We start from the raw sequence: 15,023 nt of genomic DNA on the forward strand, positions 1-15,023 counted from the left end.
AATTAATGCGAAAGATGCGAGCGATCATCGGTAGTATGATGGCTCTTTCGCTGGTTTTATCAGGCTGTGTTCCTAGTTTCATGAAGGACGAGCAGGATGACACAGTGGAAGTGCCTAATTCTAAGGATGAAGAAAGTGAAGAAATGATCGTCAGTGAAGATATTAAAACATCTGAAAAGTATTACCGTTCCGTACTTGAGAAAAAGGGAGATAAGAACTCTCTAGATGCTTCAGAAGTAAGAGGGCTTATTACAGCTGGAGTAGATAACAGACTCGATGTGGATTCTCTTGAGATGGGCCTGATCCGTCTTTCTCAAGAACATTTTGATCCAGAGAAGTACTTTTTTAAAGAAGGTCAGCTATTTGACTCTGAGCAGATTCACAATTGGCTGTATCGAAAAAAGGGAGACAGCGAGGGACTTAACCCTGCTTTAGGAGTAGAGGATGACCCTAGTCAGCACGAGAAAGTCATTCAGGCTGAGAAAAACAACCCTAAATTCCTATCCTTTATTCATGAACAAGACTACTATGTTCAAAACAAAGATGATGAACTCCAACTAGGTGGTATTTCGATTGCCTTATCCTTATATTCTGAGTATCCCTATTCGGTGTTAGATGAAGAAGGGTTGAAGTACACTGGTAACGTTAAATTAAATCGTGAAAAAGTTATTCAGCAGGGTAAAGAAGCGATCAAGCCGATCATAAAGAAAATCCGTGAAGAACATGATGTTCCTGTTATGTTTACGCTCTTTATTGAAGAGCCGAGACAATCGGTCGTTCCTGGAAACTTTGTTGCTAGCACAATCGTTGAAGAAGGAAAAGCGAGTGCAAGTTCTTGGAAAGATTTAAACGAGGAATACGTGGCATTTCCATCTGACAAAGCAGAGAATGAGTTTCCAGCTGATGCTGAAAAGTTTGCAGACTTTACTCGTGAAGTTCAGGATTTCTTCCCTAACTTTGTAGGAGTGATCGGTGCTGGCTTTTATAAGCAGGATGAACTTCGACAGTTGAAGGTGGAAATTCCTATTCAGTTTTATAGTAAAGCTGAAGTAATTTCATTTACGCAGTTTGTTACTGGGCTTGTTAAAAAGCGAAACGATACGTTCCAGCAGAATTTACCGGTATCGATTTACATCACGAGTAATGGAAAGCCGGAGAGTATCATCGTAAAAGACCCGAATCAAGAAGAACCGTTCGTTCATATCTACAGCTAATGAAAAAGGCTTCTACGGAATTTCCGTAGAAGCCTTTTCGTGTTATTCGCTCAGTGCTTTCTCTAGTGTTTCAATATTCTTCTTCATGAGAGAAAGGTAAGTTTCTTCATTCTTGATATCATCTTCCGAGAGTACAGATAGGTTATGGATGCGAAGTGTTTCTAGGCCTAGTTCTTTCTGTACCGTTTTTGCAGGCTTAGGGGTAACGTTTTGCTCGAAAATCATATATTCCAAGTTAAACTGTTTCGCGGTCTCAATAATTTCTTCCAACTGCTGTTGCGTTGGTTCTTGTGATGGAGAAAGGCCTGTAACGCTCAATTGTTCGAGCCCGTAGCGCTTTTCCCAATAGCCATAAGCATCATGGGAAATGAGAAATTCTTTTTTACCTGCATTACTTACCAGCGCTTTGAATGATTCATCTAACTCAAGTAAATCATTTTCAAGCTCTGTAAAATTCGCTTCAAACGCTTCTTTTTGGTCGGGTTTTAATTCGACTAGAGCATCTTTAATGTTTCTTGCTTGCTCAATCGCAAAAATAGGATCGATCCACACATGAGGGTCTACATTACCATGGTCATGATCGTGGTGCCCTTCATTTCCTTCATCATGGCCTTCGTGGTCCTCGTGTTCATCTTCATGGTCGGCATGCTCTTCGTGACTTTCTTCTGTTTCAGCAAGATCAATCCCTTTTGAAGCTTCAAGGGTTGTTACGCCTTCATTCTCTAAAATATCTTTAGCTGTATCTGCAAAACCTTCTAGACCTGCACCATTGAAGATAAAGAGGTCAGATTCTGCTAGCTCAGTCATTGTTCTAGTTGTAGGGTCGAAACTATGAGCATCGCTTCCTGGAGGGAGGATCGACTCAGCTTTAACTGCATCGCCCCCGATTCGCTCAGCGAAGTATTGAGTTGGATATAACGTTGTATAAATCGTAAGCTTACCTTCAGCTTGTTCAGTGTCATCAGTCGCACAACCAACTAACAGCATCATAGATAAAGTTAGCAGGAAAGCTATTGAAACAAATTTTTTCATAATAAACTCCTTTTTCCCGTTTACTGTTAACTGTAGTTCATTATATAGGAAAATAGTCTACTTGCAAATAGTAATGTTTCCGATTTGTGGCTTAAAAAAATGAGACTAAAATCAGGGGTTTAGTAGAAAGTGATTTAGGATACATCCAATATATAGCAATAAAAAACATACGATTCTATCAAAAATTGTGGCAATATTTTCTTTGTTTGAAGAATTGTGTTATCACATGATAGAATGGTAGATGTGAAAACGTTTTAATCGACAAGGAGGCTGGATTTACATGGTAGTACCTTACAAACATGAGCCATTTACAGACTTTACGGTAGATGAGAACCGTAAAGCGTTCGAGGCAGCGCTTAAGCAAGTTGAAGGCGAACTTGGAAAAGATCACGATCTTCTCGTAGACGGTGAAAGAATTAGCACCGAGGATAAGATCGTTTCTATTAACCCTGCGAACAAGGAAGAAGTCGTAGGGAGAGTTTCTAAAGCGAATCAAGATATCGCGGAAAAAGCGATTCAAGCTGCTGACAAAGCTCTTGAAGGCTGGAGAAAATGGTCCGCTCGTGCTCGTGCGGATTTACTATTCCGTGCTGCAGCGATCGTACGCCGTCGTAAGCATGAATTTTCGGCGTATCTAGTAAAAGAAGCTGGTAAGCCATGGAAGGAAGCAGATGCTGATACAGCTGAAGCGATCGACTTCATGGAATACTATGCACGCCAGATGATTGATCTTGGCGAAGGGAAACCAATAAACAGTCGCCCGAATGAACATAACCGTTATGTTTATACTCCGGCTGGTGTGTCTGTCGTTATCCCACCTTGGAACTTTGCGTTTGCGATTATGGCTGGAACAGCAGTAGCTCCACTCGTAACGGGTAACACCGTTCTACTGAAGCCTGCAAGTGCGACACCTGTAATCGCTGCTAAATTCGTAGAAGTGCTTGAAGAAGCAGGACTACCTAAAGGTGTACTTAACTTTGTACCAGGAAGCGGAAAAGAAGTAGGTGACTATCTTGTAGATCATCCTAAGACTGCATTGATTTCATTTACTGGTTCCCTTGAAGTAGGAACACGCATTTATGAGCGTGCTGCAAAAGTTCAACCTGGGCAAAAGCACCTGAAAAAGGTAATCGCTGAGATGGGTGGTAAAGATACAGTAGTCGTTGATGATACTGCTGATCTTGAACTTGCTGCTGAAGCGATCGTAGTTTCAGCATTCGGATTCTCTGGACAGAAATGTTCAGCTGGTTCCCGTGCCGTTATCCATCAAGATGTATATGACGAAGTACTCGATCGTGTCGTGAAGCTTACGAATGAGCTTTCTGTAGGCGAAACGAAGAAGCCTGATGTGTATATGGGACCAGTGATCGATCAAGGTGCTTATGACAAGATTATGAGCTACATCGAGATCGGTAAAGAAGAAGGCCGTCTCGTTGCTGGTGGTACTGGAGATGACTCGAAAGGGTTCTTCATTCAACCAACTGTATTCGCAGACTTACACCCTGAATCTCGAATGCAACAAGAAGAGATCTTTGGGCCAGTTGTCTGCTTAACGAAAGCAACAGACTTTGATAACGCTCTTGAAATCGCCAATAACACTGAATATGGACTTACGGGTGCTGTGATTACAAACAACCGTGAGCACATCGAGCGCGCGAAGGAAGATTTCCATGTAGGTAACCTTTACTTCAACCGTAATTGTACTGGCGCAATCGTTGGATACCATCCATTCGGTGGGTTCAAAATGTCAGGTACTGACTCCAAAGCGGGTGGCCCTGATTACTTGATCCTTCATATGCAGGCGAAAACAATTTCTGAAATGTACTAGGATATATGAGATTAAATAAGCACTCTCGCAATGTTCGAGAGTGCTTTTCTTTTTTTGTTTTTACGTTTTGCATGTATTGAATTAAAACGGGATATTATAAAAATGCTTAAATCACTAAAGAATATTTCAGAAACAAGATTAACATTTCAAAATGGTGGGTAAATGTTACTAGAGTGTGTCTTATCATTACATATTTCTCAATTAATTTTAATTAATTTAACTGAATACTTATTCTAGATCGTTCTATATGGGAGTGTATGGAAGGGTAATTATGAATAATTATTCATAAAAAGGTTTATGATATAAGATTTTCATTGTTCTGAAAAATATTTTATGATATAGTAATCATTGGTTTGTAAAAGGACTTATGGTCTATATCGAAAATTTAAATTCTCAGGAAAATGCATACCTGTGAATAATGACTTAAAGGAGGTGAAAGTGTGGAATACACCTTAACAACAGCAACTTGGTTCTGGCTGCTTATACCGATGCCTTTATTAGTCATACTATCCATAATTACATTTTTTACCGAAAGGAGAGAATAGTACTAGATGAGTATTGAAACGCCTACGTTAGTCACATTTATAGTATATCTTGTCGGAATGCTTGCAATCGGTCTAATATCTTACCGACTAACAAGCAACTTATCAGATTATGTTCTTGGAGGAAGAAGATTAGGTGGATCTGTTGCAGCACTTAGTGCGGGTGCATCAGATATGAGTAGTTGGCTCTTACTCGGACTGCCTGGTGCAATGTACGCAGGTGGTATGAGCCAGATTTGGATCGGGATTGGGCTCGCGGTCGGAGCTTACCTGAACTGGCAATTCGTTGCAACACGTCTTCGTCGTTACACTGAGGTAGCAAATGATTCCATTACGGTTCCAGATTACCTTGAAAATCGTTTCCGTGATAAATCAAAAGCTCTTCGTGTTATCTCAGCAATTGTCATTCTTGTATTCTTTACATTCTATACGTCTTCAGGTCTAGTTGGGGGCGCAATCCTGTTTGAAAGCTCGTTTGGCATGAGCTACGAAAGTGCTTTGTGGATCGGTGCAATCGTAATTATTTCTTATACGTTCCTCGGCGGTTTCTTAGCAGTTAGCTGGACGGACTTCTTCCAAGGAATCTTGATGTTCCTAGCTCTAGTTGTTGTACCAATCGTTGCGATCTTTGAAATGGGCGGTTGGGGTGAAACAGTGAATCAAGTTGGTGAGATCGATACAACTTACCTTGATATCTTCACTGGCATGAGCTTCATGGGTATCATTTCCCTTCTTGCTTGGGGACTTGGTTACTTTGGACAACCTCACATCATTACACGTTTTATGGCAGTTAAATCTTCAAAAGAAATTCCTAAAGCTCGCCTAGTTGGTATGACGTGGATGGTTGTTTCTCTATTCGGTGCGATCTTCACAGGTTTCATCGGTATCGCATTCTTCTCAGGTGGTCTTGAGAACTCTGAGACGGTATTTATCGAATTTACTCAAGTTCTATTTAACCCTTGGGTATCAGGATTCTTGCTTGCAGCAATCCTATCTGCAATCATGAGTACGATTGACTCTCAGCTTCTTGTATCTTCAAGTGCTGTTGCAGAGGATTTCTATAAAGCAATTCTACGTAAGAATGCTAGTCAAACTGAGCTAGTATGGGTAGGTCGTATTGCTGTACTTGGAATTGCATTGCTAGCAATCCTTCTAGCTTATAACCCGGAAAGCTCTGTACTTGGTCTTGTAAGTTATGCTTGGGCAGGATTTGGTGCTGCATTTGGACCAGTAATCATTCTAAGCTTGTTCTGGAAACGTATGACTCGTAACGGTGCACTTGCAGGTATCCTTGTAGGTGCTGCGACAGTTATCATTTGGAAGCAGCTTTCAGGTGGTCTGTTCGACCTTTACGAAATCGTACCAGGTTTCATTCTTTGCTGGATCGCTGTATTGGTATTCAGCTATGTTGGTAAAGAACCTGGAGAAGAAATTGAAGCAGAATTTGATGAAGCGAAATCTTCTCAAGTTTAATTGTTACACTGGGACTCACTCCAATTGGAGTGGGTCTTTTTTTGTTCTTATACAAGTACTTCGAACAGTGAGGGCAATATAAGGTGTGTTAAACAAACGTTTGATTGAATCTGCTTAATATTGACAAAACGGCATTCTGTTGCTTAATGAAGTCTGTTTTTGGTATCATCTATATATTGCAGGTTGTTCGAATTTTACGGAGGTGAAAGAGATGTCCAGAATTACAAATGAACAGGTTAAGCATGTTGCGAACCTGGCGAGACTTGAAATGGAAGAATCAGAAGTCGAAAAGTTTACAACTCAGCTCGATGACATCATTTCGATGGCAGAGCAGCTGAATGAACTAGATACAGAAAATGTTGAACCAACTACTCACGTTCTCGATCTGAAGAATGTTCTTCGTGAAGACAAGGTACAGCCGTGGCTTTCACGTGAAGATGCACTTAAAAACGCACCAGATCAAGAAAACGGACAAGTGAAGGTTCCATCAATTTTAGAGTAAGGGAGGTACGAGATACCGATGTTTGATAAAAGTATAAGCGAGCTTCATAGCTTGCTACACAAGAAAGAACTATCCGTTAGTGAACTTGTTCAAAGTTCATTTGATCGTATTAACTCGGTTGAAAACAAAGTAAAAGCATTCATGACCTTGAATGAAGAAGGGGCTATGCAGGCTGCAAAATCCCTTGATGATAAGCTTGGAACGGAAGATGCAAGGGGTCTACTTTTCGGACTGCCGATCGGGGTAAAGGATAACATCGTCACGAAAGGTCTTCGTACAACAGCTGCGAGTCAGCTATTAGGAAATTTTGAACCATTACATAATGCAACTGTCGTTGAGCGTTTGCAAGCAGCTGAAACGGTTACAGTTGGAAAGTTAAATATGGATGAGTTCGCAATGGGTTCTTCAAACGAGAATTCTGGTTTCTATGCGACGCGTAACCCATGGAATACAGACTATGTACCTGGTGGCTCAAGCGGTGGCTCTGCTGCATCTGTAGCAGCTGGAGAAGTATTCTTCTCACTTGGTTCTGACACTGGGGGATCGATTCGCCAGCCGGCAGCGTTTTGCGGTGTAGTTGGGTTGAAACCAACATATGGTCGTGTTTCTCGTTTCGGATTGATCGCATTCGCATCATCTCTCGACCAAATTGGTCCGATCACAAATACTGTAGAAGACAACGCATATCTTCTTCAGACGCTTGCTGGGCACGACAAGATGGACTCTACTTCAGCGAACGTTGATGTTCCTGATTATCTTACAAGTCTTACTGGAGACGTGAAGGGTCTGCGTATTGCGGTTCCAAAGGAATACCTTGCTGAAGGTGTAGATGAAGATGTGAAGAACAAAGTTCTTGCAGCATTGAAGAAGCTTGAAGAACTTGGTGCGACATGGGAAGAAGTTTCCTTACCTCACTCAAAGTATGCTGTTGCAACGTACTATCTGCTTTCTTCTTCTGAAGCATCAGCAAACCTTGCTCGTTTTGATGGCGTAAGATATGGCGTACGTGCAGAAGCAGATAACCTTCTTGATATATATAAGAAAACTAGAAGTGAAGGCTTCGGTGAAGAAGTGAAGCGTCGGATTATGCTTGGAACGTTTGCACTAAGCTCAGGTTATTATGATGCTTACTATAAAAAAGCGCAAAAAGTTCGTACGCTAATCAAGAACGACTTTGAAAAAGTGTTTGAAGACTACGATGTCATAATTGGACCTACAACTCCGACACCTGCATTTAAAGTGGGCGAGAAGATCGATAATCCACTAACGATGTATGCAAACGACATTCTGACGATTCCGGTTAACTTAGCTGGCGTACCTGCTATCTCTGTACCTTGTGGATTGTCGAATGGCCTACCTGTCGGATTACAAATAATCGGAAAGCATTTTGATGAGAAAACTGTTTATCGTGTAGCTCATGCTTACGAACAAGCAACTGATCATCATAAAGCTAAACCAGAGCTGTAAGGGGTGACGACTGAAAATGAATTTTGAAACAATCATCGGTCTTGAAGTTCACTCGGAACTAAAGACAAACACGAAGATATTCTGTAACTGTTCAACGAATTTCGGTGCGCCTCCTAACACGAACGTGTGCCCGATTTGTCTAGGACACCCTGGTGTTCTGCCTGTCATGAACGAACAGGCTGTTGATTTCGCAATGCGTGCTGCTATGGCACTAAACTGTGAGATCGCAGAAGACACGAAATTTGACCGTAAAAACTACTTTTATCCTGATAACCCGAAAGCGTATCAGATCTCTCAATATGATAAGCCGATCGGTGAAAATGGCTGGATCGATATTGAAGTAGACGGGAAGACAAAGCGAATTGGGATTACGCGTCTCCACCTAGAGGAAGATGCAGGTAAACTGACTCACGTTGATGGGGAGAATCATTCTCTCGTTGACTTTAACCGTCAAGGTACACCTCTTGTTGAGATCGTATCTGAGCCGGATATCCGTACACCTGAAGAAGCGTATGCTTATCTCGAGAAGTTGAAGTCTATTCTTCAATACACAGAAGTATCTGATTGTAAGATGGAAGAAGGCTCACTTCGTTGTGATGCGAACTTGTCACTTCGTCCATACGGGCAAGAAGAGTTTGGAACGAAGACAGAACTTAAGAACTTGAACTCATTCGCTAACGTTCAAAAAGGTCTTCAGTACGAAGAAGTACGTCAGGAGAAAGAACTTCTTGCTGGAAACGTAATCGGACAGGAAACGCGCCGTTATGATGAAGCGGGTAAGAAAACGATCCTGATGCGTGTGAAGGAAGGGTCAGACGACTACCGTTACTTCCCTGAGCCGGATCTTGTTCGTCTTTCGATCGACAAAGAGTGGATGGACCGCGTTCGTGGAGATATTCCTGAGCTTCCAGATGCGCGACGTGAGCGCTATGTAAACAAGTACGATCTTCCTGAGTACGATGCGAAGGTTCTTACTCAGTCTAAGAAGATGTCCGATTTCTTTGAAGTCGCAATCGAACAAGGCGCAGATCCAAAGCAAGCTTCTAACTGGTTGATGGGTGAAGTGTCTGCCTACTTGAACGCGAACTATAAAGAAATTGACGAAGTGGCTCTTACACCAGAAGGTCTTGGCAAACTGATTGCATTGATCGAAAAAGGTACCATTTCATCTAAGATCGCGAAGAAAGTCTTCAAAGATCTTATTGAAAAAGGTGGCGATCCTGAACAAATCGTTAAGGACAAAGGCCTCGTTCAGATTTCTGACGAAGGCGAGCTACGCGGAATCGTTACAGGTATTCTTGATGAGAACGAGCAATCGATCGAAGACTACAAGAATGGTAAAGACCGTGCGCTTGGTTTCCTAGTTGGACAAGTGATGAAAGCAACAAAAGGTAAAGCGAATCCTCCAATGGTTAACAAGTTAATCGTTGAAGAAATGGATAAGCGATAGAGTGATTTCGAAAGCCCTCCTTGATTGGAGGGCTTTTTTATTTGAAAGGCTCCAGCGCTTGTCGGGTCTAATCGCCCATCTCCGCTTTTCGATGTCCAGCTGCGACTCGCAGAAACTGCGATATTTCACTCTTTCAACAGAACACAAAAAGCGTGTTCTATTTCAAGAGTTCCAATATCTCCGTTTCTAAACGCTCGTCTTCGCTTTTCGATGTCTAGCTGCAGTAGTCAGGTCCTCGATCGCTTCACCTTTTAATCCGAACACAAAAAGCGTGTTCAAATTGAAAGGCTCCAGCGCTTGTCGGACCTAAACGGCTACTTCCGCTTTTCACATGTCCAGCTGCGGTGGGCAGAAACTGCGATATTTCACTCTTTCACCTGAACACAAAAATCGTGTTCAAGTTCAAGAGTTCCAATATCTCCGTTTCTAAACGCCCACCTCCGCTTTTCATTGCTTTTTCCACCTTAAACGAATATAATCATATCTGAGGTTAATAGGGTTGAGACGGTCACGGTGATGTGGGCGTTTTTTGTTTGTTAGACATTTTTTATTAGTTTTTTCGTTCGAATTTGTCGAGCGGATGAGGCTTTTCAAATAATATAAAAGAGACTATTATTGGGTTATAATGGTAGCATAGAATAGAGATATAGAAGATAGGATGATGAAGGATGAAACGTGCTAGACTGATCTATAATCCCACGTCCGGAAGAGAACAGGTGAAGCGTTCGTTACCATATATATTAGAGCGTCTTGAAATAAACGGATATGAAACATCTGCACATGCGACGACTTGTGAGGGAGACGCGACAAAAGCGGCTCGTATCGCAGTTGAGAGAAGGTTTGACCTTGTCATCGCAGCTGGCGGAGATGGTACGATTTATGAAGTGATCAATGGAATTGCTGAGCAGCCGTACAGGCCGAAACTCGGTATTATCCCTGTTGGGACAACGAATGACTTTGCTCGTGCGATCGGAGTACCTAGGACGGTTGAAGGTGCAATGGATGTGCTATGCGAAGGTCTTGAAATGCCGATCGATATCGGTCGCGTAAACGATCATTATTTCATTAATATTGCCGGTGGTGGACGTTTAACGGAATTAACATATGAAGTGCCTAGTAAGCTGAAAACGATGCTAGGTCAGCTTGCTTATTATATGAAGGGTATCGAGATGCTTCCATCGATCCGTCCGACGAAGACTAGAATCGAGTATGACGGAAAATTATTCGAAGATGAAATCATGCTCTTCCTCGTATCGAACTCGAACTCGATCGGCGGTTTTGAGAAACTAGCGCCTCATGCGTCTCTTAATGATGGTCTATTCGATCTAATGATCTTGAAGAAAACCAATATCGCAGAGTTTATTAGAATCGCAAGCAGCGCATTACGAGGAGATCATATCAATGATCCGAACGTTGTTTATAAAAAAGCGAGCCGTATTAAAGTAGAAGCCGTTGATAAAATGCAGCTTAATCTTGATGGGGAATACGGTGGACCACTCCCTGCGGAGTTTACAAACCTCTATCGTCATATCACGATGATCGTTCCATCAAAAACGAACAAGAAACATTCTACAGATGAAGAAGCGATGAGAAACACCTTACCTGAGGAGGAGAAGTCAGAGAGTTGATCTCTGGCTTTTTTACTTGGTGCAAAACTACCCAATTTCTATATCGATTCACACTGTGGTACAATTTTTGTACATGACATTGAACGGAAAAGGACTGAAAATATGAGTATCCAGGAAACACCCGTAAGAAAAAACGACATAGTCGAAGTTGAGTTTAAGGATCTTTCGCATGATGGCGCTGGTGTTGCTAAAGTAGAAGGCTATACACTCTTTGTTCCGTATGGCATCCCGGGAGAAAAAGCTAGAGTGAAAGTAGTCAAAACGAAGAAAGGCTACGGATTCGGTAAGATTCTCGACGTATTGGAAGAAAGTGAAGAACGAAACACGCCGCCGTGTCCGATTTTCTATAAGTGTGGAGGATGTCAAACTCAGCATATCACGTATGATAGTCAGTTGAAGTTTAAACATAAACAAGTAAAGGACGTCATGGAGCGTATCGGAAAAATCGACGTTCCTATTCATGATGTGCTCGGAATGGAAGATCCGTGGCGGTACCGAAACAAAGCCCAGGTCCCTGTTGGGGAAGAAGGTGGCAAGATCGTTGCCGGTTTCTATCAGCAGCGCAGCCACAAAATCATCGACATGGATCAGTGTCTGATTCAAGAGCAAGAAAATGATCATGTACTAAAAGTGGTCAAGGGGATTGCTGAAAAATATGGCATCCGTGCTTACGATGAGCGCACGCACCGTGGGACATTACGACATGTTGTTGCAAAGTACGGGAAACAAACGAAGGACGTCATGGTTGTCCTTGTTACAAAACAAAAAGACTTACCGAACCGCAAAAACATCATTCGTGATATCACGAAACAAGTTCCTGGTGTGAAATCAATCGTTCAAAATGTAAATCCAAAGCGTACGAACGTCATCTTTGGTGACGAAACACGGGTTCTTTGGGGAACTGATTACATTTACGATACGATCGGTGATATTAAGTTTGCGATTTCCGCGCGCTCGTTTTATCAGGTGAATCCTGATCAAACGAAGGTACTTTATGATCAAGCGCTCCAGTATGCGGGATTAACTGGAGAAGAAACGGTCATCGATGCGTATTGTGGCATCGGAACGATCTCCTTATTCTTAGCTCAACAAGCAAAAAAAGTGTACGGGGTGGAGATCGTGCCTGAAGCGATTGAAGATGCGAAGCGAAACGCCGAATTGAACGGCATTACGAACGCAGAATTTGAAGTAGGCGAAGCCGAAACCATCTTACCGATGTGGAAAAAGCAAGGCATTGAACCAGATGTTTTTGTCGTAGATCCACCTCGTAAAGGCTGCGATGAGTCTCTATTAGAGACGATTCTTGAAATGAAGCCAAAAAAGGTCGTTTACGTATCGTGTAACCCTGCTACGTTAGCAAGAGACCTTAGAATCCTTGAAGATGGCGGGTATGAGACAAAAGAAGTCCAGCCGGTCGATATGTTTCCGCATACGACGCACGTGGAGTGTGTAACCTGGTTGGAGCAAAAGTAACAGTTTAAGAATGGAATTTTTTAGAGAAAAAAACAGGTGATTTAAAATAGAAAGAGAATGACTACTTAATTGAGAATTCGTAAATTCTCATAATAAGAGTCATTCTCTTTTTTTATATGTACTAAACTCACAATCATACAAACCACTTGAACTTACATAAGGAGAGGTGGGACGGTAAATTTTGATGCGGATCTTAAAGAATGAAGATGGTGGAGTCTTAGTCCTTGTCACTGTGATGATGGTAGTCCTGTTCGCATTTGCTGCTCTTGTTGTAGATGTTGGATTGGTTTATCAAACAAAGGGGAACCTTCAAAATGCTGCAGATGCAGCTGCTTTAGCGGGTGCGCAAGATTTACCTTCAACAACCTCGGCTAACAGTGCAGCTGTTCAATACGCACAACAAAATAATGTGAACGGCTCCAATACTTCGGTTACAACTCCATTTGACGGAGACGAAACAAAAATCGAGGTGGTAACAACAAAGACCGTTCCATTTATGTTCGCTAAAGTGTTAGGATTTACTGAGACTGAGGTTAGTGCACGAGCTGTTGCCAAGAAAACTTCTCAGCTTGGAGGATTTGCTGTTTTTCAAGGGGGGAAAAAAGAGCTTATTTTTAACGGAGGCGGTATCTCTGTGAATGGCTCAGTTCACACGAATGGTACCTTCAAAGCAAACGGTGAGGGGATCAGCGTGAGCGATATTGCGCAAGCTGTAGGCAGTATCATCATAGATGGTAGTCCTATCACAATTACTAACCAAGTAAAAGGTGCAGATCATCAACCTTTATCTGATTATGTACAGAGCATTGGGCTTCATCCTGGGTTGGTTAATTCTGAGTTAGGATCAGCAGTGACTGTTTCAGGAGACAAGGAGATCAGCTCAAATCCTAGTCAAAACATCTATGCTAAAGGAAAAGTTGAGATTAAGAAAAGCGGTTTGCATCTTACACATTCCATTATTGCAGATGGGGATATCTACATCGACGCAGAAAACCTCGTACTGGATAGTCCGATTATCTACTCAAAGAATGGAAAAATCGAAGTGAAAAAAGGAAACGTTGTCATCAATGGAACGTTGTATTCACCAAAGAGTGAAATTATAGTAAATAACAGTGGAGCACCGGTAACTGTTAATGGAAGCATCATTGGAGACTTTATCAGATTAAATGGACCAGGAATTAGTGTTAATCGTAAAGCCTCGTCTACAAATGGAGTAGTTCGTTTAATACAGTAAGTAGTTCACATAAAATATAAAGAGCACTTCATTAAAATGAGTGCTCTTCGTTTATTTTATCTTGCTAAGGCGTCTCGGTCTGCTGCCATGGGAGGCTGTTCAAGCCATCGTTTTTCAATGAGCAGCTTAACGCCATCATCTGAGAAGTTCGCAATCTCTGTCACAAGTCTCGCAATGTCTAAGCCGATATCGTGTCTGAATGAAGATCCTAAGCCTAATGCGTAATTTAGTAAACTCCCAGCATTCGCGAATGCGACATGAAATAGCATTAATCTTTCAGAGAAAGGTGCAACTTTGGATTCTAATACCTCAGGGTCCCAGAGCTGAGGCGCTGGTAAGTGATCTTTGTTGAGAAGATCCTGCAAAATCTTAATATTTTTGTGAGAAAGGTCTCTTCCGCGAATCATGTATTTCTTTATTTCTTCGCATGTCACTGTCTGACTAAAAGCCATCATAAGCGATTTGCCGAGCTGATTAGAATCTAAGTTTACATACATCGCTGTTATTTCTGTAGCGGTCATCGGTCGCTGTTTTCCAATCAATTTATGTAAAAAGTCTTTAGACTCTACAAACTTTACTTCTTGAGGAATTGGAATAAAAGGTGCTCGAATAATAAAGCCTTTTGCTAACAAGCAATTCATTGCATCTTGATAAAGCTCACTACTATCATCGATACATTCGTCGAAGTATGTTCGGATGTCTTCTCGAAACGAGACTGTTAATGCGTTAGCGAATTGTACCAAATTTATCCGCGTCGTTTCTTTAAGATAAAAAAGATAGAACTTATCAGTGAAAATGGCCGGTGCATCTTTGACATCATTTTCTCCAAAGCCATTCGGAATTGCAAAATTCTCTTTCTTAAAGATTTCTGTTAGTTGTTTTATATGTTTTTGAGTAATTGTTTGTGCTTTCTGCAGTAATTCTTCTATTCGCTTGTCGTTCACATTCGTTAAATAGTGTGTGTAGACGCAGTCTAACAGTGTTTCTCCGATATAGTTTTTCCACAGCTCACCTAGTTCCGTAGAAGTTAAGGTGATAGATCTACCGTCTTGAGTATCCAATTAAATCACTCTCCTTCCTGCTTAGTTTTTCCATCAAAAGTAAGGTTATGCTTTTTATATTCCTAAGTAGATGCTGCTCTTTTTGAAGGTTTTTCTTACGATGAATAGTAGAAAAAAAG

General features: G+C 41.6%; 11 protein-coding genes. 9 read left to right on the top strand and 2 right to left on the bottom strand.

All coding sequences use genetic code 11. The annotated features are described in order from the left end of the window. The first annotated feature begins 5 nt into the window (after nt 1–5). Entirely contained in the window at nt 6–1,214 is a 1,209-nt protein-coding gene (locus ACXAHI_RS18085) for a CamS family sex pheromone protein (RefSeq protein WP_474850249.1), read from the top strand. A 42-nt stretch (nt 1,215–1,256) separates the two neighbouring features. Here the strand turns inward: ACXAHI_RS18085 and ACXAHI_RS18090 are convergent, their stop codons facing one another. Beyond that, complete coding sequence (locus ACXAHI_RS18090) at nt 1,257–2,246, bottom strand: metal ABC transporter solute-binding protein, Zn/Mn family (RefSeq protein ID WP_474850251.1); 990 nt, start codon at nt 2,244–2,246, stop codon at nt 1,257–1,259. A 280-nt stretch (nt 2,247–2,526) separates the two neighbouring features. On the opposite strand from ACXAHI_RS18090, the gene pruA reads away from it, so the two are divergent. From pruA to ACXAHI_RS18130, 8 genes are all read left to right on the top strand, one after another. Further along, nucleotides 2,527–4,074 carry an L-glutamate gamma-semialdehyde dehydrogenase gene (gene pruA, locus ACXAHI_RS18095; RefSeq protein ID WP_474850253.1) on the top strand — a complete coding sequence of 516 codons (1,548 nt, stop codon included), beginning with the start codon at nt 2,527–2,529 and terminating at the stop codon, nt 4,072–4,074. A 551-nt stretch (nt 4,075–4,625) separates the two neighbouring features. Beyond that, nucleotides 4,626–6,089 carry a sodium/proline symporter PutP gene (putP, locus tag ACXAHI_RS18100; RefSeq protein ID WP_474850255.1) on the top strand — a complete coding sequence of 488 codons (1,464 nt, stop codon included), beginning with the start codon at nt 4,626–4,628 and terminating at the stop codon, nt 6,087–6,089. Nucleotides 6,090–6,300: 211 nt separating this feature from the next. Further along, nucleotides 6,301–6,591, top strand: coding sequence for an Asp-tRNA(Asn)/Glu-tRNA(Gln) amidotransferase subunit GatC (gene gatC / locus ACXAHI_RS18105; RefSeq protein ID WP_474850257.1), 291 nt, complete (start codon nt 6,301–6,303; stop codon nt 6,589–6,591). Between the two features lie 12 nt (nt 6,592–6,603). Next, a complete protein-coding gene (gene gatA, locus ACXAHI_RS18110; RefSeq protein WP_474850439.1) occupies nt 6,604–8,058 on the top strand; it encodes an Asp-tRNA(Asn)/Glu-tRNA(Gln) amidotransferase subunit GatA in 1,455 nt (484 codons plus the stop codon). Nucleotides 8,059–8,074: 16 nt separating this feature from the next. Then, nucleotides 8,075–9,508 (top strand): Asp-tRNA(Asn)/Glu-tRNA(Gln) amidotransferase subunit GatB, encoded by a 1,434-nt coding sequence (gene gatB, locus ACXAHI_RS18115; RefSeq protein WP_474850259.1) that lies wholly within the window; start codon nt 8,075–8,077, stop codon nt 9,506–9,508. A 668-nt stretch (nt 9,509–10,176) separates the two neighbouring features. Further along, the gene (locus tag ACXAHI_RS18120; protein ID WP_270182716.1) at nt 10,177–11,136 is read left to right on the top strand and encodes a diacylglycerol kinase; all 960 of its coding nucleotides are present in this window, start codon (nt 10,177–10,179) and stop codon (nt 11,134–11,136) included. 102 nt (nt 11,137–11,238) lie between these two features. Further along, nucleotides 11,239–12,609, top strand: a complete 1,371-nt coding sequence (rlmD, locus tag ACXAHI_RS18125) for a 23S rRNA (uracil(1939)-C(5))-methyltransferase RlmD (protein ID WP_474850261.1) — start codon at nt 11,239–11,241, stop codon at nt 12,607–12,609. A gap of 184 nt (nt 12,610–12,793) precedes the next feature. Then, nucleotides 12,794–13,843, top strand: a complete 1,050-nt coding sequence (locus tag ACXAHI_RS18130; protein WP_474850441.1) for a pilus assembly protein TadG-related protein — start codon at nt 12,794–12,796, stop codon at nt 13,841–13,843. A 56-nt stretch (nt 13,844–13,899) separates the two neighbouring features. Here ACXAHI_RS18130 and ACXAHI_RS18135 read toward each other — a convergent pair whose 3' ends face one another. Next, a complete protein-coding gene (locus ACXAHI_RS18135) occupies nt 13,900–14,904 on the bottom strand; it encodes a DUF3231 family protein (protein ID WP_474850263.1) in 1,005 nt (334 codons plus the stop codon). Nucleotides 14,905–15,023 lie beyond the last annotated feature (119 nt).

This window comes from Anaerobacillus sp. ABD4_527, from assembly GCF_056160805.1.

Coding starts and splice junctions, on each gene's coding strand:
- ACXAHI_RS18085 (WP_474850249.1), top strand. CDS start 6: ATGCGAAAGATGCGAGCGATCATCGGTAGTATGATGGCTCTTTCGCTG.
- ACXAHI_RS18090 (WP_474850251.1), bottom strand. CDS start 2,246: ATGAAAAAATTTGTTTCAATAGCTTTCCTGCTAACTTTATCTATGATG.
- pruA (WP_474850253.1), top strand. CDS start 2,527: ATGGTAGTACCTTACAAACATGAGCCATTTACAGACTTTACGGTAGAT.
- putP (WP_474850255.1), top strand. CDS start 4,626: ATGAGTATTGAAACGCCTACGTTAGTCACATTTATAGTATATCTTGTC.
- gatC (WP_474850257.1), top strand. CDS start 6,301: ATGTCCAGAATTACAAATGAACAGGTTAAGCATGTTGCGAACCTGGCG.
- gatB (WP_474850259.1), top strand. CDS start 8,075: ATGAATTTTGAAACAATCATCGGTCTTGAAGTTCACTCGGAACTAAAG.
- ACXAHI_RS18120 (WP_270182716.1), top strand. CDS start 10,177: ATGAAACGTGCTAGACTGATCTATAATCCCACGTCCGGAAGAGAACAG.
- rlmD (WP_474850261.1), top strand. CDS start 11,239: ATGAGTATCCAGGAAACACCCGTAAGAAAAAACGACATAGTCGAAGTT.
- ACXAHI_RS18130 (WP_474850441.1), top strand. CDS start 12,794: ATGCGGATCTTAAAGAATGAAGATGGTGGAGTCTTAGTCCTTGTCACT.